This window comes from Aeromicrobium piscarium (assembly GCF_007421815.1).
GTDB classification, from domain to species: Bacteria; Actinomycetota; Actinomycetes; order Propionibacteriales; family Nocardioidaceae; genus Aeromicrobium; species Aeromicrobium piscarium.
In genome coordinates this window covers 25,814-43,408 of sequence record NZ_VLNT01000004.1, presented here as the reverse complement: position 1 = coordinate 43,408, position 17,595 = coordinate 25,814, and the positions used below count along the sequence as shown (strand labels likewise).

19 protein-coding genes are annotated in these 17,595 nt (G+C 69.9%); 11 read left to right on the top strand and 8 right to left on the bottom strand.

Annotated features, from left to right (window positions below):
• Positions 1 to 6: 6 nt before the first annotated feature.
• The 3 genes from FNM00_RS06705 to FNM00_RS06695 are packed head-to-tail and all read right to left on the bottom strand — an operon-like array spanning position 7 to position 1,927.
• Positions 7 to 612: an energy-coupling factor transporter transmembrane component T family protein gene (locus tag FNM00_RS06705; RefSeq protein WP_143912680.1), complete on the bottom strand. Its 606-nt coding sequence runs from the start codon at positions 610 to 612 to the stop codon at positions 7 to 9.
• Between the two features lie 28 nt (positions 613 to 640).
• A complete protein-coding gene (locus FNM00_RS06700) occupies positions 641 to 1,336 on the bottom strand; it encodes an energy-coupling factor ABC transporter ATP-binding protein (protein ID WP_143912679.1) in 696 nt (231 codons plus the stop codon).
• Positions 1,337 to 1,345: 9 nt separating this feature from the next.
• Positions 1,346 to 1,927 (bottom strand): biotin transporter BioY, encoded by a 582-nt coding sequence (locus FNM00_RS06695; RefSeq protein ID WP_143912678.1) that lies wholly within the window; start codon positions 1,925 to 1,927, stop codon positions 1,346 to 1,348.
• 69 nt (positions 1,928 to 1,996) lie between these two features.
• Here FNM00_RS06695 and FNM00_RS06690 point away from each other — a divergent pair, with 69 nt between their 5' ends.
• Both FNM00_RS06690 and FNM00_RS06685 read left to right on the top strand, forming a co-directional pair.
• Entirely contained in the window at positions 1,997 to 2,503 is a 507-nt protein-coding gene (locus tag FNM00_RS06690) for a TetR family transcriptional regulator (protein ID WP_143912677.1), read from the top strand.
• A 163-nt stretch (positions 2,504 to 2,666) separates the two neighbouring features.
• Positions 2,667 to 3,593 carry a hypothetical protein gene (locus FNM00_RS06685; protein ID WP_143912676.1) on the top strand — a complete coding sequence of 309 codons (927 nt, stop codon included), beginning with the start codon at positions 2,667 to 2,669 and terminating at the stop codon, positions 3,591 to 3,593.
• An 85-nt stretch (positions 3,594 to 3,678) separates the two neighbouring features.
• On the opposite strand, the gene FNM00_RS06680 is transcribed toward FNM00_RS06685, so the two are convergent.
• From FNM00_RS06680 to FNM00_RS06670, 3 genes are all read right to left on the bottom strand, one after another.
• Positions 3,679 to 5,136 carry a GuaB1 family IMP dehydrogenase-related protein gene (locus FNM00_RS06680; protein ID WP_143912675.1) on the bottom strand — a complete coding sequence of 486 codons (1,458 nt, stop codon included), beginning with the start codon at positions 5,134 to 5,136 and terminating at the stop codon, positions 3,679 to 3,681.
• Between the two features lie 140 nt (positions 5,137 to 5,276).
• Entirely contained in the window at positions 5,277 to 6,407 is a 1,131-nt protein-coding gene (locus FNM00_RS06675; protein ID WP_143912674.1) for a sensor histidine kinase, read from the bottom strand.
• 1 nt (position 6,408) lies between these two features.
• Positions 6,409 to 7,092 (bottom strand): class I SAM-dependent methyltransferase, encoded by a 684-nt coding sequence (locus tag FNM00_RS06670; protein WP_143912673.1) that lies wholly within the window; start codon positions 7,090 to 7,092, stop codon positions 6,409 to 6,411.
• Between the two features lie 129 nt (positions 7,093 to 7,221).
• Here FNM00_RS06670 and FNM00_RS06665 point away from each other — a divergent pair, with 129 nt between their 5' ends.
• Positions 7,222 to 7,938 (top strand): Fic family protein, encoded by a 717-nt coding sequence (locus FNM00_RS06665; protein ID WP_246065101.1) that lies wholly within the window; start codon positions 7,222 to 7,224, stop codon positions 7,936 to 7,938.
• A 3-nt stretch (positions 7,939 to 7,941) separates the two neighbouring features.
• Here FNM00_RS06665 and FNM00_RS06660 read toward each other — a convergent pair whose 3' ends face one another.
• Positions 7,942 to 8,493 (bottom strand): Uma2 family endonuclease, encoded by a 552-nt coding sequence (locus FNM00_RS06660; protein ID WP_246065100.1) that lies wholly within the window; start codon positions 8,491 to 8,493, stop codon positions 7,942 to 7,944.
• Between the two features lie 475 nt (positions 8,494 to 8,968).
• Between FNM00_RS06660 and FNM00_RS06655 the strand changes: the two genes are divergently transcribed.
• From FNM00_RS06655 to FNM00_RS06640, 4 genes are all read left to right on the top strand, one after another.
• On the top strand, positions 8,969 to 9,952 hold the full coding sequence (locus tag FNM00_RS06655) for a siderophore ABC transporter substrate-binding protein (protein WP_143912671.1): 984 nt from the start codon (positions 8,969 to 8,971) through the stop codon (positions 9,950 to 9,952).
• A 116-nt stretch (positions 9,953 to 10,068) separates the two neighbouring features.
• On the top strand, positions 10,069 to 11,076 hold the full coding sequence (locus FNM00_RS06650) for an ABC transporter permease (RefSeq protein WP_143912670.1): 1,008 nt from the start codon (positions 10,069 to 10,071) through the stop codon (positions 11,074 to 11,076).
• A complete protein-coding gene (locus FNM00_RS06645; RefSeq protein WP_143912669.1) occupies positions 11,069 to 12,106 on the top strand; it encodes an iron chelate uptake ABC transporter family permease subunit in 1,038 nt (345 codons plus the stop codon). The genes FNM00_RS06650 and FNM00_RS06645 overlap by 8 nt, the downstream gene beginning before the upstream one ends.
• Entirely contained in the window at positions 12,103 to 12,858 is a 756-nt protein-coding gene (locus tag FNM00_RS06640) for an iron ABC transporter ATP-binding protein (RefSeq protein ID WP_143912668.1), read from the top strand. Before FNM00_RS06645 ends, FNM00_RS06640 begins: the two co-directional genes overlap by 4 nt.
• A gap of 123 nt (positions 12,859 to 12,981) precedes the next feature.
• Here the strand turns inward: FNM00_RS06640 and FNM00_RS06635 are convergent, their stop codons facing one another.
• Complete coding sequence (locus FNM00_RS06635; protein WP_143912667.1) at positions 12,982 to 13,770, bottom strand: HAD family hydrolase; 789 nt, start codon at positions 13,768 to 13,770, stop codon at positions 12,982 to 12,984.
• 102 nt (positions 13,771 to 13,872) lie between these two features.
• Here FNM00_RS06635 and ssd point away from each other — a divergent pair, with 102 nt between their 5' ends.
• The 4 genes from ssd to FNM00_RS06615 are packed head-to-tail and all read left to right on the top strand — an operon-like array spanning position 13,873 to position 17,514.
• The gene (ssd, locus tag FNM00_RS06630; RefSeq protein ID WP_143912665.1) at positions 13,873 to 14,910 is read left to right on the top strand and encodes a septum site-determining protein Ssd; all 1,038 of its coding nucleotides are present in this window, start codon (positions 13,873 to 13,875) and stop codon (positions 14,908 to 14,910) included.
• A complete protein-coding gene (locus FNM00_RS06625) occupies positions 14,907 to 16,046 on the top strand; it encodes a TadA family conjugal transfer-associated ATPase (RefSeq protein ID WP_143912663.1) in 1,140 nt (379 codons plus the stop codon). The genes ssd and FNM00_RS06625 overlap by 4 nt, the downstream gene beginning before the upstream one ends.
• Entirely contained in the window at positions 16,043 to 16,828 is a 786-nt protein-coding gene (locus tag FNM00_RS06620; RefSeq protein WP_143912662.1) for a type II secretion system F family protein, read from the top strand. Before FNM00_RS06625 ends, FNM00_RS06620 begins: the two co-directional genes overlap by 4 nt.
• Entirely contained in the window at positions 16,825 to 17,514 is a 690-nt protein-coding gene (locus FNM00_RS06615; RefSeq protein ID WP_143912660.1) for a type II secretion system F family protein, read from the top strand. The genes FNM00_RS06620 and FNM00_RS06615 overlap by 4 nt, the downstream gene beginning before the upstream one ends.
• The last annotated feature ends 81 nt before the right edge of the window (positions 17,515 to 17,595 follow it).

Here is a 17,595-nt window from a genome sequence, read left to right as displayed (position 1 = left end):
GCGTGCCTAGTCGTCGAGGCCGCGGGCGGCGAGGGCGTCGCCGGTGGCATAGGCGTGTGCCACGACCCGGATGACGAAGGGCACGAGCAAGGCCCGCGGACTGCGGTCCAGCCCGCGAGCGCGCGCCGCCGCGCGGGTCTCGCGCGCGACATCGAGCACGGCGGGGAGGGCGCGAAGGACCAGCGCGAAGGCGAGGGCGATCCGTTCCGGCCGGATGCCGACGAAGCGCAGGGGAGCGACGAGCCGTTCGACGGTGCTCAGCAGGTCATCGGCCGCCGTCGTCGCGGTGAAGGCCAGGCCGACGAGGAAGAGGGCCAGCAGACTCGAGACCACCGCGATGGCGACCTCGGGCCCGCGCTGCCAGGTCTGGAAGGCCGCGACCAGGGCGAGCATCAGGAGGAATCCGCGCATCGTCCGCAGCGACCGTCGCAGGTGGAGCCCGGACCACGCGGCGATCGCGATCGCGATGACCAGGAAGGCCGGGGAGGCGGTCGGCCCGCGCAGGATCACGACCGCGATCGACCAGAGTGCGAGGAAGGCCAGCTTCGGTCCGGGGCCGATGCGGTGCAGGAACGTCGTCCCGGGGCGGTACACGCCCAGCAGCTCGCTCATGCCCGCCCCATCTCGGTTCTGGGTGCGGTCATGGGGTGGCCTCGGCCAGGGCGATGTAGTGATCGACCGCGGCATCGGACGCACCGTCGAACACGACACGGGCGTCGTCGACCACCAGCACCCGGTCGCAGCGGCGGGCGAGGTCGAGATCGTGTGTCACGAGCACGAGTCGCTGGCGGAGCCCGAAGAGCCGGTCGGCGACGAGGCGGGCATTGCGCAGATCGAGCAGGGTGGTGGGCTCGTCGGCCACGACGATCTCGGGGTCGGTCGCGAGCACCCCCGCGAGGGCGAGCAGTTGCTTCTGGCCGCCCGATAGCGCGTGCACCGACACCTCCGCGCGGTCGGCCAGCCCGATCCCCGCGAGCACCTCGCGGGCTCGTTCGCGCCGTTCGCGCTTGTCCGTGACGCTCCGGCGTAGCGAGAGGGTCACGTCCTCCAACGGTGTCGGCATAACGAGCTGGGCGTCGGGGTGGGTGAAGACGAAGCCGACCCGGCGGCGCACCTCACGACCCTCGTGGCCGGTATCGAGTCCGTTGATCAGCACCTGGCCCGCCGCTGGGAGGACCAGACCGTTGAGCAGGCGGGCCAGTGTCGACTTGCCCGATCCGTTGGGACCGATGATGCCGATCCGGTGCTCGGTCAGGCTCAGGCTCGTCGGTTCGAGCAGGGTGATCGGGCCCTGGGGGGAGTCGACCACGACGCTCGCGCTCTGCAGCTCGATCACGGGTCGACGTTACCCGCGCAGCAACTGGGGGAAGGCCCGGTGCACCGCCGCGGCTACGACGGCGGCGATCACGCCCTTGACGATGTCGGCCAGGAAGAACGGCGTCGCATAGCCCCAGGCCACGCCGAGGGGGACGTCCATGGCGCGGGCCATGCCGAGGGTGCCGAGCGTGCCGACCACGCCGACCGTCACGATCGCCGCTACGACGGCCACGGTGACCGTGAACACCGCCGGGCTGCGGCGCGCCACGAGGGCGGCCGCGGCACCGACCAGCAGCGCGGCGAAGGGGAAGGCGAGCAGATAGCCGCCGGTGGTGCCGGCCCACACGCCCGGTCCGGCCTGGCCCTGCGTGAAGATCGGCACCCCTGCGGTCGCGACGGCCAGGTAGAGCACGACGGCGAGGAACCCGCGGACCGGTCCGAGCAGTGCACCGGCGACGAAGATGCCGAACATCTGCAGGGTGAAGGGGACCCCGGCCACGCCGGTGATCGCGGGGAGCACCGCGCAGACGCCGATGATCGCGGCGAAGGTGGTGATGAGGGCGAGGTCGGCCGCCGACGAGCGGCGACGGACCGGGCTGCGGGTCGTCATGGAGTCTCCTCGCGAGAACTGAACAGTGTTCACCTGAACGGTGTTCAGGCTACCCGATAGGATGCTCGCATGGCCAACAGCCTCCCCGATGTCGTCGCCGCGGCCCTGCGCGTGCTCGACTCCTATGGGCTGGAGTTCTGCTCGATGCGCCGGGTCGCGGCCGAGCTCGACGTCCAGCCCAGCGCGCTCTACCACCACGTACCGAACAAGCAGACGCTGCTGGCGTTGATGGCCGATGACCTGGTGTCCGAGGTCGACGGCGACGACGCACGTTCGCTGTGCCACGCTCTACGGCGCTCGATGCTCGCGGTGCGCGACGGCGCCGAGGTCGTCGCCACCGCCTCGGCGTTCCGGCTCGGGGTCTCGGGAGTCGAGAAGCAGCTCGCCGATCTCGTGGGCGATGACGGAGCCCGCACGCTGTTGCTGTTCACCTTCGGTCACACGCAGTCCACGCAGACCCATCGTCAGGCCAGCGCCGTCGGCGCCATCGACGAGGACGCGGACCTCGACGCCTCCTTCGACCGCGGCCTCTCGATCATCCTCACCGGCCTCACCCACCGGGCGACTTGCAGGTGAGTTAGCGTCCGTTCTGTGGTGGGAGGCGGTGAGTAGGCGTCCATCTGCGTACCTCGATGGACGTTGAGGCACCGCCCATTGTCGGTCGGGTGCGGTGGAGGTTATCCACAGTCTGGCGACACGGCTCTGGTCAGATTCGCATTTCCTTGGGATGACTGGTCGCATGACACGCCCCATCCCGCCCGAGCTCATGGCCGGGCCTTTCACCCACGCGACGGCACATGAGTTCGGAGTCACCGAGAAGATGCTGCGCGGTCGACGATTCGTTCGACTATTCCCTCGTGTGTGGCGCGTCGCGGGGGTTGACCTGGACGTCCACGGATGGATCCAGGCGGCGCGGCTGGCGTTGCCTGAACGCGCACACGTGAGCCATCTCAGCCGCGTCCACGACCTCGGCCTGTTCATCGGCGATCCGCGCCCCATCCACTTCACGGTGAGCGGTGACCTGCACCTGCGTCTTCCTGGCGTCTTCTTGCACCGGACCGAGGTGCTCCCGCCCTGTGACGAGCGCGGTGTCACTCCCGCCGCGGCCTTCGTTCAAGCCTGCGCCACCGGGCGACTGCTCGATCTCATCGTCATCGGCGACTGGCTGATCCATCGGGAGCATGCGACGACTGATGAGATCGCCTGGATCGCCCGCACCCAGTCGTGGCGGCCGGGTGCGGCGCAGAGTCTGCGGGTTCTGCCCCATCTGGACGGGCTCAGCCGGTCGCCGAAGGAGTCGCGGGTGCGTGCCTATCTGGTGTTCTCGGGGCTGCCGGTGCCCGATGTCAACGCACCGGTGTACGACGGTGCACGGGAGATCGGGATCGTCGACCTGCTCTATCGCGTGTGGATGCTCGCGATCGAGTACGAAGGTCGCCAGCATGCGGAGGATCCGTGGCAGTTCGCGAGGGATATCGAGCGGTACGCGGACTTCCGCGCTATCGGCCTGGCGTATCTGCAGGTCACCGCGGCGATGGAGAAGCACCCGCGGTCACTGGTGACACGGATTCACCGGTTGCTGGCCGAGCGCGGTTACTCAGGCCCCGCACCGATCTTTGCCGGACGCTGGGACTCGCTGTTCGCTCCTGTGCGAGCCGGGCGGTGAGTAGGCGTCCCTCCACAGCTTCAGAAGGACGTTTAGCCACCGCCCGGTCGCAAGGAAGGACGCCTATGCACCGCCCGGGAGCGGGTCACCAGCTGGCGTGCAGGGGACGGCCTTCGTCGTAGCCGGCGGTGGACTGGATGCCGACGATCGAGCGCTCGCGGAACTGCGCCAGGCTGCGCGCACCGGCGTAGGTGAAGCTCGACCGGACGCCCGCGGTGATCTGGTCGATGAGGTCCTCGACCCCCGGTCGTTCGGGGTCCAGGAACATCCGTGAGGTCGAGATGCCCTCCTCGAACAGCGCCATGCGGGCCTTCTCGAAGCCCGCCGCGTCACGTGTGCGGTTGGCGACGGCGCGCGACGACGCCATGCCGAAGGACTCCTTGTACGCGCGGCCGTCCGAGGCGATCTTCAGGTCGCCTGGGCTCTCGTGCGTGCCGGCGAACCACGAGCCGATCATCACGCTTCCCGCCCCGGCGGCGAGGGCGAGGGCGACATCGCGCGGGAAGCGCACGCCGCCGTCGGCCCACACGCTCGCGCCGAGGGCATCGGCGGCCTCGGCGCACTCGAGCACGGCCGAGAACTGCGGGCGTCCGACGCCGGTCATCATGCGGGTGGTGCACATGGCGCCCGGGCCGACGCCGACCTTGACGATGTCGGCTCCCGCGTCGGCCAGCTCGCGGGTGCCGTCGGCGGAGACGATATTGCCGGCCGCGATCTGGACCCGACGCCCGGTGCGCTCGGCGAAGGCGTCCCGCGCATCGGCGACCACGCGCAGCGCCTCGATCATCTTCTTCTGGTGCCCGTGGGCCGTGTCGACGACGAGGACGTCGATACCCAGGTCCAGCAGCGCATCGGCCTTGCCGCGCACGTCACCGTTGATGCCGACCGCGGCGCCGATGAGGAGCCGTCCCTCGGCGTCGACGGCCGGGGTGTAGATCGTCGATCGCAGAGCGCCCTTGCGAGTGATGACGCCGAGCAGGTCCCCGCCGTCGAGCACCGGCGCGAAGGGCACATGCTGGGCGGAGAGCTCGTTGAAGTACTCACGCGGGTCGAGGCCGGCGGCGACCGTGAACGTGTCGGTGCGCATGACCTCGCGCACCTGTGCGAAGCGGTCGATCTCGGCGCCGTCGCGGGGGGTGAGGACGCCGACCAGCTTGCCCTCGTCGACGACCACGGCTCCGCCGTGCGAGCGCTTGGGGATCAGGCTCAACGCCTCGCCGATCGTCATCGACGGGGACAGCGTGACGGGGGTGTCGAAGACCGTATGGGCGCCCTTGACGCGGCGAACGGTCGCGGCGACGACGTCGACGGGAATGTCCTGCGGGATGATCGCGATGCCACCGCGGCGCGCGACGGTCTCGGCCATGCGGCGCCCGGAGATGGCCGTCATGTTCGAGACCACCAGCGGGAGAGTCGTGCCGGTTCCGTCGGTCGCCGAGAGATCGACATCGAAGCGGCTGGTCACGTCCGATCGGCTCGGCACCATGAAGACGTCGTTGTACGTCAGATCGTGCGTCGGCTGCTGCCCGTTGAGGAACTTCACCCAGCGAGTCTACGGCCAGGCGGCTGATGGGGACCGTCCTCTCGTCCCAGCGCTTGGCGGTGCGCTGTCAACCTCTCCCGGCCCGGGGCGGTACGTGGTCAACCTCATCGGGCGACGGTGAGGTTGACCGGCTACCGGGCTCAGTCGACGCCCGGTGCGAACTTCGGCACGCGCATCGTGACCTTGGTGCCGAGCCCGGGACCGGTCTCGACCACGATGCCGTGGTCGTTGCCGTAGACGGTGCGCAGTCGCTCGTCCACATTGGCGAGGCCGACGGACGTGGAGTCGCCGTGCCCGGAGAGGACGCTACGGACCACCTCGGGTTCGGCGCCCACGCCGTCGTCCTCGATCCAGATGAGGCACTCGGCCCCGGCGTCCTCCGCGACGACCGTGATCGTCCCCACGCCGTCCTTCTTCTCCAAGCCGTGCCGCACCGCGTTCTCCACGAGCGGCTGCACGGACAGAAAGGGCACCGTCACGTTCAGCACCTCCGGGGCCACCCGGGTCACGACCCGTAGCCGATCGCCGAACCGCGCCTTCTCCAGGACGAGATAGCGCTCGATGGAGCGCAGCTCCTCGGCGAGGGTCGTGAACTCGCCGTGCTGGCGGAAGGAGTAGCGCGTGAAGTCCGCGAACTCCAGCAGCAGCTCGCGGGCTCGTTCGGGATCGGTCCGGACGAAGGAGGCGATCGCTCCGAGCGAGTTGTAGATGAAATGTGGTGAGATCTGAGCCCGCAGCGCACGCAGCTCCGCTTCCATGAGCGCTGTGCGGGAGGCGTCGAACTCGGCGAGCTCGAGTTGGCTCGAGACCCACCGAGCGACCTCGGTCACCGTCCGCGCCAGCCCGGCCGAGGGGGAGTCGTCGGCCACGACGAGGGTGCCCACGACCCGCCCCTCCACCGTCAGCGGCGCGGCGAAGGCATCACCGGCGGCCTGAGGCCGTCCACTGTCGAGCACGTCGTGGACGGCCTGTGCGGTCTCGGCCCAGGCCGGTTCGCCCGCCCAGGCCAGAGGCCCCTGCGCGTCGGTGAGGCCGGCGGTCCGGGCACCGATGAGGGCGCGCAGATGTGGCACCGCCCGGCTGGCGCTGTCGGCGGTGAGCCCACCGCGCAGCGCCGGCGCCGCGAGGGACGCCGTGTGGAGGGTCGCGTAGGTGGCTCTCTCCTCCGGGGACCCGAGCCCCCGTCGCCGGCCGAGATAGCGCCAGCGGATCAGCAGAGCCGCTCCGAGCCCGGCGACCAGGAGCACGGCGGCGAGCGCCAGGTCGGTCATGTCACCGGAAGTCGATGAGAACGGTGTCGGGAGGGTCGGGCTCGGCCGCGAGCTGCGACTTGTCGACGCGCGCGCGCAGGCAGATCGTCTCGTGACGCAGTCTCAAGGATCCGGTCTGCTCGCCGTACTCGCGCCAGAGATCGCGCACCGCGCCGAGCGCGGACCCGGGCACCGAGGGATGCTTGGTCGTCTCCGCGAAGCGCATGAGGTTGGGGAAGTCCAGTTCCTCCCAGGCGTTGAACTCCTGGCGCTCGGGCTCGCCGAAGAGCCCCGAGGCGGTGAACGTGGCGACCGGCGTGATGGCGCCGGAACGGTCGCCGGTGATCGTGCGCAGCTTGCGCATCCAGGGGATCGAGTCGTCGTAGCGGCGGGCAATGGTCGACAGCAGGCCGTCGTCGGTCAAGACCCGGGCGTACTCGCCGAGGGCGGTGACCTCGTCGTCGATCTCGGGCGCGACGACCGCCTCGAAGCTGCGCGACCGGAAGGGCAGGAGATCGCCCTGGGAGCGGACGTAGGAGATGTGCTGGTGTCGGACGGTGGTGACATCGTCGCCGACGATCGTGACATCGTGCCCTTGGTCCGCGAGCTCATAGGCGAGAGGGCCGTCGCCGATGTGCAGCACGAGCGCCAGGTGGTCACCGACCAGCCAGTTGAGGGCGCGTGCTGCGGGAGCGACGGGGTTCACCCTTCGATCGTAACCGTCACCGTGACCCGATCAGGTCAGATCCCGCGCGCCGTCGCGGTCGCCGGTGTGCCCTTCCGGTGCGGTGGGTCAGCGTCCGTCTGCCCGCTGAGATGGCGATACGCTGCCGTGGTGTCCGATCCGTTCATCGCCGCCGCCTCGTTGGAAGGTGTTCCGTCCGCCGTCGCCGCGGCCCGGGACGGGATCGACGCTGTGCTGCGCGATCGCGGCCTGCGCAAGACGGCCCCGGAGGACACCGCGCAGGCGTTGCTGCTCGGCGCCTGGGCGAGCGCGACCCTGGAGGGCTCGGCCTACACCGTCGACGAGCTCGCCGCGGGTGCGGGAGATGCGACCGCCCGTGGCGCGGTGCGGTTGTCGACTGAGTTGCTGGGGCTGTTGCCCGCCTGGCAGCGTTCGCCGGTGCAGGCGCTTGCCCGCATCCACGCGATCGCCGCGGCGGGCAGCGTCGACGACGCCGAGCTGGGTCGCCCGGTCAACCCCGAAGGTGTCGCCCGGCTGACCAATCTCGCCAGACTCCTCGGCCAGGCCACGGAGGCGCCCGGCCTAGTGGTGGCCGCGCTGGTGCACGCCGAGATCGCCGACGCCGGGGCGTTCGTGTCGCACAATGCCGTCGTGGCGCGAGCCGCCGAACGCCTGGTCTGGGTGGCCAAGGGCATCGATCCGGCCTCGGTCACCGTGCCGGAGGCGGGGCATGTCGCCGACGCTCCCGCCTATTTCGCCGCCCTGGAATCCTATCGGTCCAGTGACGGCACCGGGGTGCATCAATGGCTGCTCTACGCGGCCGACGCCGCCACCCGCGCCGCCGAGGCATCGCCGCTCTCGCGCTGACCCTCAGCCGACGAGGTCGGCGGGAGCGAAGGCGAGCGGGAAGGGAGCGTCGAAGGTGTGGAGCTCATCGCCGACGATGTGCGCGCTCTGGCGATACGCCCCGTCGGCGAGGGACCAGACGATGATGGAGGGCTCGTCTGCGTCGACCACCCAGTAGTGGGCGCATCCGGCGCGCTCGAGCCGGTCCTTCTTCAGCAGCAGATCGATCGAGCGGGTCGAGGGTGAGAGCACCTCGACAGCGAGCAGCGGTGCTCCCGGAAGATCGCGCTCGGTGAACTCGGAGCGCGCGGCGACGAGCAGATCGGGTTGGATCACGGTGTCCTCGGCCAGGACCACGTCGAAGGGCGCGGTGAGGACAGCCAGGTCCGGAGGGCAGGCGGAGAACAGCCGGTGGGCGAGGCGCACCACCGCGTCCTGATGTCGGAAACGCGGTGCCGGACTCACGACGAGCACCCCGTCGAGGAGCTCATAGCGGTGCCCGTCATCGGGCATCTCCGCCAGATCGGCCCGAGTCAGCGCGCGCCCACGGGGGAGTCCTCGCATCTCGGTGGTCATAGTCGTCATGGTAGATCGCCTCCTCGCGCATGACCATGATCGAAACAGGGTCGAGGCCGCCACGACAGGGCTCCGCCGGCATCTGTGGACGGTCGTCGGCTCCGTCCAGGCTGTGGATATCCGGGCGCACACAAGGCGGCGGCGCCACCCGCGTAGGGTGACGCCGCCATTAACCCGGTGATCGGCTACCAAGCGTGCCTTCGTCGAATCATCGCCGCGGGGCCGCTATGCGGATGTCCCGAGACGACTGCCCTGTGGGACGGGAGATCGCCGCGTGGGTACCGGAACCGGGTCGCTGTGGAGTTGTTCTGCTAAGCCCAGCATGCACCACTGTGATCTAGTTCACAAGAGGCGATGTGGGTGCTCGACGAATGGGGGAGGTGTCCGGGCCGGCGACCTAGTTAGGTTAGCCTCTCTTATAGCGATCGATCCTCGATCGCGGCCGTGCCCGTCAGCTCGACCCAAGGAGACATCGATGCCCTTCCGCCGTCCGATCGCGACGCTCTCATTCGTCGCGGCGTCCGCCCTCGTCCTGGCCGGGTGCTCCTCGGCCGACTCCGATGACGACACCGCATCGAACGAGAGCAGCACCGTCGAGGTGGAAGACAACAACGGCGCGCAGACGGTCACCTCGCCACCGGAGTCGGTCGTCGCCCTCGACAACCGCACCTTCCAGACCCTGTCGGACTGGGGAATCGAGTTGAACGCCGCGGCCGTCTCGTTGATGCCCGACACGATCGACTACACCACCGATGACTCGATCATCGATATCGGCACGCACAACGAGCCCGACCTGGAGCAGATCGTGGCGGCCGAGCCCGACCTGGTCGTCAACGGCCAGCGCTTCGCCCAGTTCCACGACGACATCGCCAGGCTCGTGCCCGATGCGACCATCCTCGAGCTCGATCCCCGCGACGGCGAGCCCTTCGACGAGGAACTCAAGCGCCAGGTCACCGTGCTCGGCGAGGTCTTCGACAAGCAGGACGAGGCCCAGCAGCTCGTCGACGACTTCGACGAGGCCGTCGAGCGCGCGCAGTCCGCCTACGAGGGCGCGCAGAGCGTCATGGCCGTCAACACCTCCGGGGGCGAGATCGGCTACCTCGCCCCGACCGTGGGACGCACCCTCGGCCCGGTCTTCGACATCCTCGGCCTGACGCCCGCGTTGGAGGTCGAAGGAGCGTCCGACGACCACCAGGGCGATGACATCTCCGTCGAGGCGATCGCCGACTCCAATCCCGACTGGATCCTCGTGATGGATCGCGACGCGGCCGTCGGCGAGGGCGATGTGGAGCCCGCCGCCGACATCCTGGAGAACTCCGAGGCGCTCGCGGGCGTCACCGCCGTGCAGAACGATCAGATCGTCTACATGCCCGCCGACACGTACACCAATGAGGGCATCCAGACGTACACGAAGTTCCTCAACGACTTCGCCGACGCGCTCGAGGGCGCCAACAGCTGACATGTTCTTCGGTGGTCGAGCAGCCACTGGGGCACCTCCCGCCTGCGGGGGAGGAACGAGTGTCGTATCGAGACCACATCACGCGATGTGGTCTCGATACGTGACGGGGAGGGACGATGAGCGGGGCTGAGAGCACATCGCAGGTCGCCGCCGATCCGTCGGCCGCTCGTTCCAAGGGCAAGCTCTTCGACTGGAAGCTGCTGGTCGGCATCCTCGTCGTGGGCCTGCTGCTGGTGCTCTCGCTGTTCACCGGCGTCTATGACATCTTCGGCGCCGACGACGGCGGGCAGATGTTCGCGATCACCCGCATCCCGCGGACGATCGCCCTCGTGCTCGCGGGCGCGGCCATGGCGATGTCGGGTCTCGTGATGCAGTTGCTCACCCAGAATCGGTTCGTCGAGCCGACCACCACGGGCACGACCGAGTGGGCCGGTCTCGGGCTGCTCGCGGTCATGATCCTCATCCCGGGAGCCAGCATCACCACCCGGATGATCGGCGCCGTCATCGCGGCGTTCATCGGGACGATGGTGTTCTTCGCCTTCCTGCGCCGGGTGTCGCTGCGCTCCTCGCTCATCGTGCCGATCGTCGGCATCATGCTGGGTGCGGTTGTGAGCTCGATCTCCACCTTCGTGGCGCTCGAGACCGACATGCTCCAGAGCCTGGGTGTGTGGTTCGCGGGCAGCTTCACCTCCGTGCTCCGCGGCCAGTACGAGATGCTGTGGATCGTGGCCTTCGTGGCCGTCGCGGTGTTCGTGGTCGCCGACCGGTTCACGGTGGCCGGCCTCGGCGAGGAGATCTCGACGAATATCGGCGTCAACTACCAGCGCGTCGTACTGCTGGGCACGACCCTGATCGCCGTGGCCACCGGTGTCGTCACCGTGGTGGTCGGCAACCTGCCGTTCCTCGGGCTCATCGTGCCCAATGTCGTCTCGATGATCCGTGGCGACGACCTGCGCAGCAATCTGCCGTGGGTGTGCCTGCTCGGCATCGGCATCGTCACGGTCTGCGATCTCATCGGTCGGACGATCATCATGCCCTTCGAAGTGCCGGTGTCGCTGATCCTCGGGATCGTCGGCTCGGTCGTCTTCGTCGGGCTCCTGCTGAGGCAGCGTCGACGTGGCTGAGACTCTCGCTGCCCCTCCTCCGGTCGACGATCGTTCGTCGCGCTCCCTCGGCACCCGGCGAGCACGCCGCCGCTACTGGGCCGTCCTGAGCGTCCTGATCCTGCTCGCCGTCGGCTTCGCCTTCGGGCTGCTCGCGTGGGACAACCCGATGCCCTTCGGCACCTCCGGCTTCTGGCGGATCGCCGAGCTGCGTGCCACCAATATCGTGGTCATGGCCATCGTGGCGATCTGCCAGGCGACGGCCACCGTGAGCTTCCAGACCGTCGCCAACAACCGCATCGTCACGCCCTCGATCATGGGATTCGAGTCGCTGTACGTGGCGGTGCAGACGTCGGCGGTGTACTTCCTCGGCGCCGCAGGGGTCATCGCCTTGCAGGGCCTGCCCCAATTCCTCCTGCAGATCGCGCTCATGGTCGCCTTCGCGCTGGCGCTCTACGGCTGGCTGCTCTCGGGCCGCTACGCGAATCTGCAGATCATGCTGCTGATCGGCATCATCATCGGCGGCGGCCTCGGCTCCATCGCGACCTTCATGCAGCGCCTGCTCACCCCCAGCGAGTTCGACGTGCTCGCGGCGCGGCTGTTCGGCAATATCTCCAACGCCCACACCGAGTACCTGCCGGTCGCGATCCCGCTGTGCCTCGTCCCCGCGGCGCTGCTGTGGCTCAACGCCAGGCGGCTCAACATCGTCTCGCTGGGCCGCGAAGCGAGTATCGGCCTCGGACTCAACCACCGCGCCGAGCTGATGAAGGTGCTGTTCCTCGTCTCGGTCCTGATGGCCGTCTCAACAGCCCTCGTGGGGCCGATGACCTTCCTCGGCTTCCTGGTGGCGACGCTGGCCTATCAGTTCGCCGACAGCTACGACCACCGACTGGTCTTCCCGGTCGCCGCGCTCACCTGCTTCGTCGTGCTCAGCGGGGCCTACTTCATCATCCGCAATGTCTTCTACGCCCATGGCGTCGTCTCGATCGTCATCGAGCTGGTCGGGGGAGCGGTGTTCCTCTTCGTCATCCTCAGAAAGGGCCGTCTGTGATCACTCTGGCCGAGGTGCTCAAGGAGTACAGCAGCGAGGTCGCCATCGGGCCGGTCGACCTGGAGATCCCGCGCGGGGGCATCACCGCCCTCGTCGGGCCCAATGGTGCCGGCAAGTCGACGCTGTTGACGATGATCGGCCGGCTGATGGGCATGGACGCCGGCACGATCGAGATCGCCGGCTACGACGTCGCCAGCACGGCCTCGAAGGACCTGGCCAAGATCGTGTCGATCCTGCGGCAGGAGAACCACTTCATCACCCGGCTCACGGTGCGTCAGCTCGTCGCGTTCGGACGGTTCCCGTACTCCAAGGGCCGGCTGACCGTCGCCGACGAGAAGATCATCAGCGAGGCGATCGACTTCCTCGACCTCGACGCCCTGGAGAACCGCTATCTCGACCAGCTGTCCGGCGGCCAGCGTCAGCGCGCCTATGTGGCGATGGTGCTGTCGCAGGACACCGAGTATGTGCTGCTCGACGAGCCGCTCAACAACCTGGACATGCGGCACTCGGTGCAGATGATGCAGCACCTGCACCGTGCGGCCGAGGAGCTCGGCCGCACCATCGTCATCGTGCTGCACGACATCAACTTCGCCGGGCACTACGCCGACCGGATCTGCGCGATGAAGGACGGCCGGGTGGCCGAGTTCGGCCCGCCCGAGGAGATCCTGACCGATGACGTCCTCACCCGCGTCTTCGACACCCCCGTGCGGGTGATCGACGGGCCGAACGGCCCCCTCGCGGTCTACTACTGACGCGCCACCTCGGAGGTACCCCCAGGCGCTACTCGGCCACCGAGGGACGGTGTTCGTTGGTTGAGTAGCCCGACCGGCGACGGAGGAGCTCGGTCGGGCGTATCGAAACCACCGACGGCCGGCTCAGACGAGGCGTCGCCGGAGCAGCGAGGCGACGGCGGCTCCCGCGAGCGAGACGCCGGCGGCCACTCCGAAGGCGGCCACGGCCTTGCCTGTCGGGGAGCTCAACCGGCCGCGCAGCGCGACGGGCCGAGCGAAGAGCAGGACGGGCCATCCTTCCGCCTCGGCCTGCTCGCGCAGGACCTTGTCGGGATTGACGGCGAAGGGATGGCCGACGATGCGCAGCATCGGGATATCGGTCTCGGAGTCGGAGTAGGCGTAGCAGTCGGCGAGGTCATAGCCCTCGGTCTCGGCGAGATCCTCGATGAGCTCCGCCTTGCCGTCGCCGTAGGCGTAGTGGAGGATCTCACCGGTGTACCGGCCGTCCTCGATGACGAGGTCGGTGGCGATGACCCGGTCGACGCCCAGCATCGCCCCGATGGGCTCGACCACCTCGCGGCCCGATGCCGACACGATGACGACATCGCGGCCGGCGGCGTGATGCTCGGCGATCAGGTCTACCGCCTCGGCGTACACGATCGGCTCGATGGTCTCGTGCAGCGTCTCGGCCACCACCTGGCGGACGGTCTGCACATCCCAGCCGCGGACCATCTCGGTGAGATAGCCGCGCATCGCCTCCATCTGCTCATGGTCGGCGCCGTTCGCGGCGAAGACGAACTGGGCATAGGCGCTGCGCAGCACCGCACGGCGGCTGAGCAGTCCCTCGGCGAACAGCGGACGGCTGAACGCGAGCGTGCTCGACCGGGCGATGATCGTCTTGTCCAGGTCGAAGAAGGCGGCGGTGCGGCCCATGCCACCAGGGTACGGGGTCTGATCGGGCGGCGGTGCCGATGTTGTCCACAACCCCGCGCGAGAGGCCTTGCCGATGTCGGCGGTCGCGGTGACGCTGAGGCCATGTCATCCATCGGGGTCATCAGCCAGAACACGTCGCTCATCGAGCGCGGCCGTCGCTGGGGCGCGGCCGTCGGCGCGGAGGTGGTCGATGTTGCGGAGGCCTCAGCGGTCCGCCGGGTGTGGCGCACGGCGGGTGCGATCGTGGTCGGCGGCGACGAGCTCGCGGCGTTGGCCACCGCGGGGCTCGCGCGACGCGACCACGTGCTGGTCGTCGAGGAGGCCCCCGCCGAGCGGCTGTGGCGCGATGCGGTCGCGGTGGGCGCGGTGGGGGTGTTCGCCCCGCAGGACGACGATGCCATCACCGGTGCGCTCACCGCCGCGCTCGACGGTCGTGGAGCGGCGTGTGTCCTGAGCGTCGTCGGCCTCACCGGAGGTATCGGCGCATCCACTCTCACGGTCGGGTGCGCTCAGCTCGCCGGGCAGAGAGGCATGCGGGCCCTGGCCGTCGACGCCGATGCCGAGGGCCCGGGCCTGCACACCACGGCCGGCAACGAGAACACCCCCGGACTGCGATGGCACGACATCGCCCGGGCCGACGGGCATGTGGCCGCGCGGGCGCTCGCGGAGGCTTTCCCGATGGCCGCGGGATCGGCCGTGCTCTCCTTCGGACCGGAGGATCGCCCTCCGGTCGCTCCGGGGCCCGTGCTCTCCGCGGTCGAGCGCGGATTCGATGTCGTGATCGCCGATGTGCCGAGGCACGCGGTCTCGACGGAGCTGGGGGCCGACATCATCGCTCGCTCCGTGGCCCTCGTGTTGCTCGTCCCCGAGAACGTGACGGGCGTCAGCGCCGCGCGCCGTTCGGTGGCCCGCTGGCGAGAGCTCAACGATCGGCGTCTGGTGGTCTCCCGTGCCGTGCGCGCCGGCCTGGGGCCCGGTGACGTCGAGCGATCCCTCGGACTTCCGGTGCTCACACGCCTGCGCCGCGATCGCCGTCTCGCCGAGGACGTCGAGGCCGGCCGCGGCCCGGTGCGATCGCGGTCGCTGCGGCGCGTGGCGGGTCGTGTCCTCGATGCGGTGGGAATCGAGGACGCGTCATGACGCCCGACCCGCAGATGGTCGAGACGGTCCGGCGCAGGCTGGCCGCCACGGGCGAGGAGGCCACACCGGCCACGGTGGCGGCGGCGGTCGCGGCCGGACACGGTGTGGTGGGCGCGCAGCAACTCTTGGCGGTGGTCGACCTGCTGCGCGCCGAGGCCCTGGGCGCTGGTCCCCTCGAGCCTCTGCTGAGGCTCGAGGGTGTCACCGATGTGCTGGTCAACGGCCCCGACGAGGTGTACCTCGACCGTGGGCGCGGGCTGGAACGACAACGGATCGGCTTCCCCGACGATGCGGCGGTGCGCCGTCTCGCGCAACGTCTGGCCGCGCACGCCGGGCGTCGTCTCGACGAAGCGAGCCCGTGGGTGGACGCGCGGCTCCCGGACGGCACGCGTGTCCATGCCGTGCTCGCGCCGCTCGCACGCCCCGGCACCACCATCTCGCTGCGGATCCCCGCTCGTCGATCCTTCTCCCTGACCGATCTCGTGCGCACCGGCGCGATCGACGAGGAGGGCGCCGCCCTGCTGCGTGCGCTGGTGGCCGCCCGGGCCGCCTTCGTCGTCACCGGCGGAACGGGCTCGGGCAAGACCACGGTGCTGGCGGCGCTGCTGGGCGAGGTCCCGGCGGACGAGCGTCTCGTGGTGGTGGAGGATGCCAGCGAGCTGCGTCCCGACCATCCGCACGTGGTGGGTCTGGAGGCGAGGCCACCCAATGTCGAGGGTGCCGGCGCGGTATCCGTGCGCGATCTCGTGCGACAGGCGCTGCGCATGCGACCGGATCGGCTCGTGGTCGGGGAGGTGCGCGGCGGCGAGGTGGTCGATCTGCTCGCGGCGCTCAACACCGGTCACGAGGGCGGCTGCGGCACCGTGCACGCCAACGCACCGGGGGTCGTCCCCGCTCGGTTCGAGGCGCTGGGCGTGGCCGCCGGCTTGGCTCGCGATGCTGTGCACAGCCAGCTCGCCGCTGGGTTGGATGCTGTCGTCCACGTGGGCCGTGCCGCCGGTCGCCGTCATATCGCCGAGATAGCGGGGGTGACCCGCTCGCCGGGCGGCCTCGTCGAGGTCGTGACGGCGTGGTGCGCCCGTCGAGGGTGTGTCTCCGTGGGGTCGGACGTGCTCGGCCAGGTGCTCGCCCGATGACCACCATGGCGATCGTCAGTGCCGTCTGCGCCTCCGGAGCCGTCTGGTGCCGGTTCTCGGCGTTGCGGGCTCGTGTTCAGCGGCCCGAACCGCCGCCCCCCGGGGTCCTCGTCCTGCTTGCGGGTGCTCCGGCGACCCTGGCGGTGGCGATCGTGATGACACCGGCGCTGGCTCTCCTCGGAGTCGGGAGCGCCGCGGTCGTCGCCACGGCCGCGCTGCGTTGGCGCAAGAATCGCCAGCGGGCTCGACGCCAGGCGCGGGCCGGGCAGGTGACCGAGCTGATCCTCGTGCTGGCCGCGTCCCTGCGCGCCGGGCTCCCTGCCCCTGCCGCTCTGGGGCATGCGGCCGAGGACGAGCCGGTCGTCCGTTCGGCGGCGACGGCCGCGCAGCGCGCGGCCGATGTCCCGCAGGCATTGCGCGCGGCACGTCGCGGCCCGGGTGATGACGGCCTCGAGCGGTTGGCGATCGCCTGGCAGGTCGCCGACCGCACCGGCGCGCCCCTTGCCGGGGTGCTCGACCGGCTGAGCGAGGTGGAGCGCCAGGAGCGCGATCTTCGTCGTGAGGTCGCCGCGGGCATCGCTCCGGCGCGTGCGACCGCTGCGTTGATGGCATTGCTGCCGGTCTTCGGGCTGTTGCTCGGCTCGGGATTCGGTGGCGATCCCCTCTGGGTGGTGATCACAGCACATCCGGTCGTGGCCTTCTCGGTGGCTGTGGGCGCGGGGTTGGCCTGCATGGGCGTGTTGTGGATCGATCGGATCGCCGATGGGGCGGAGACCTCGTGATCGCCGCGATCTGCGCGGCGCTGGCGATGTGGTGCGGCATACCGGCACGTCCTCGACACCGCACGCGGGTGCGTCAGGGACGCCGGGTGTCACGGCTGCACCCCGAACACCTGGCCTGGGCGATCTGCCCGTTGCTCGGCCTCGTGGTCGCCGGCCTCCTCGGCGCCGTGGTCGGTGCGATCGCAGCGCCGTTGGCGGCCCGATGGATCGCCCGGCTGGAACCCGCGGCTCGCCGTCGTGAGCGCTTGCGGGTGGCCGAGCAGTTGCCCTTGGCCGTCGAACTGCTGGTCGCCGCCATGGACGCGGGGGTGCCGCTGCGTCGCGCGCTCGAGTCGGTGGCCGCGGCCGTGTCCGATCCGCTTCGCGGCCAGCTCATCGCCGTCACCCGCCGGCTCGCCGTCGCCGGCGAGGACACCGCGGTGTGGGCGGAACACCTTCAGGGGCCGCTCGCACCGCTCGCTCGTTCCCTGATACGCGCGGAGCGTCATGGCGTCCCGGCTGGCTCGGTACTGCAGGACAGCGCCCGCGAGCTGCGCCGCGAACGGTACGCCGAGCGTCGTGATGCCGCGCGGCGGGTGGCGGTGCGCACGGCCGCGCCATTGGGGGCATGTTTCCTGCCGGCTTTCTTCCTGGTCGGCATCGTGCCGATGCTGGCGGGAGCGCTGTCGTCGATCTCCTGGTGGTGAGGTTATCCCCAACTCGGCGGATGCCGAGTGTCGTCCCCAGATCGGCGACGACACCGCAGGCAGCGGGCCGCGGGCGTCATC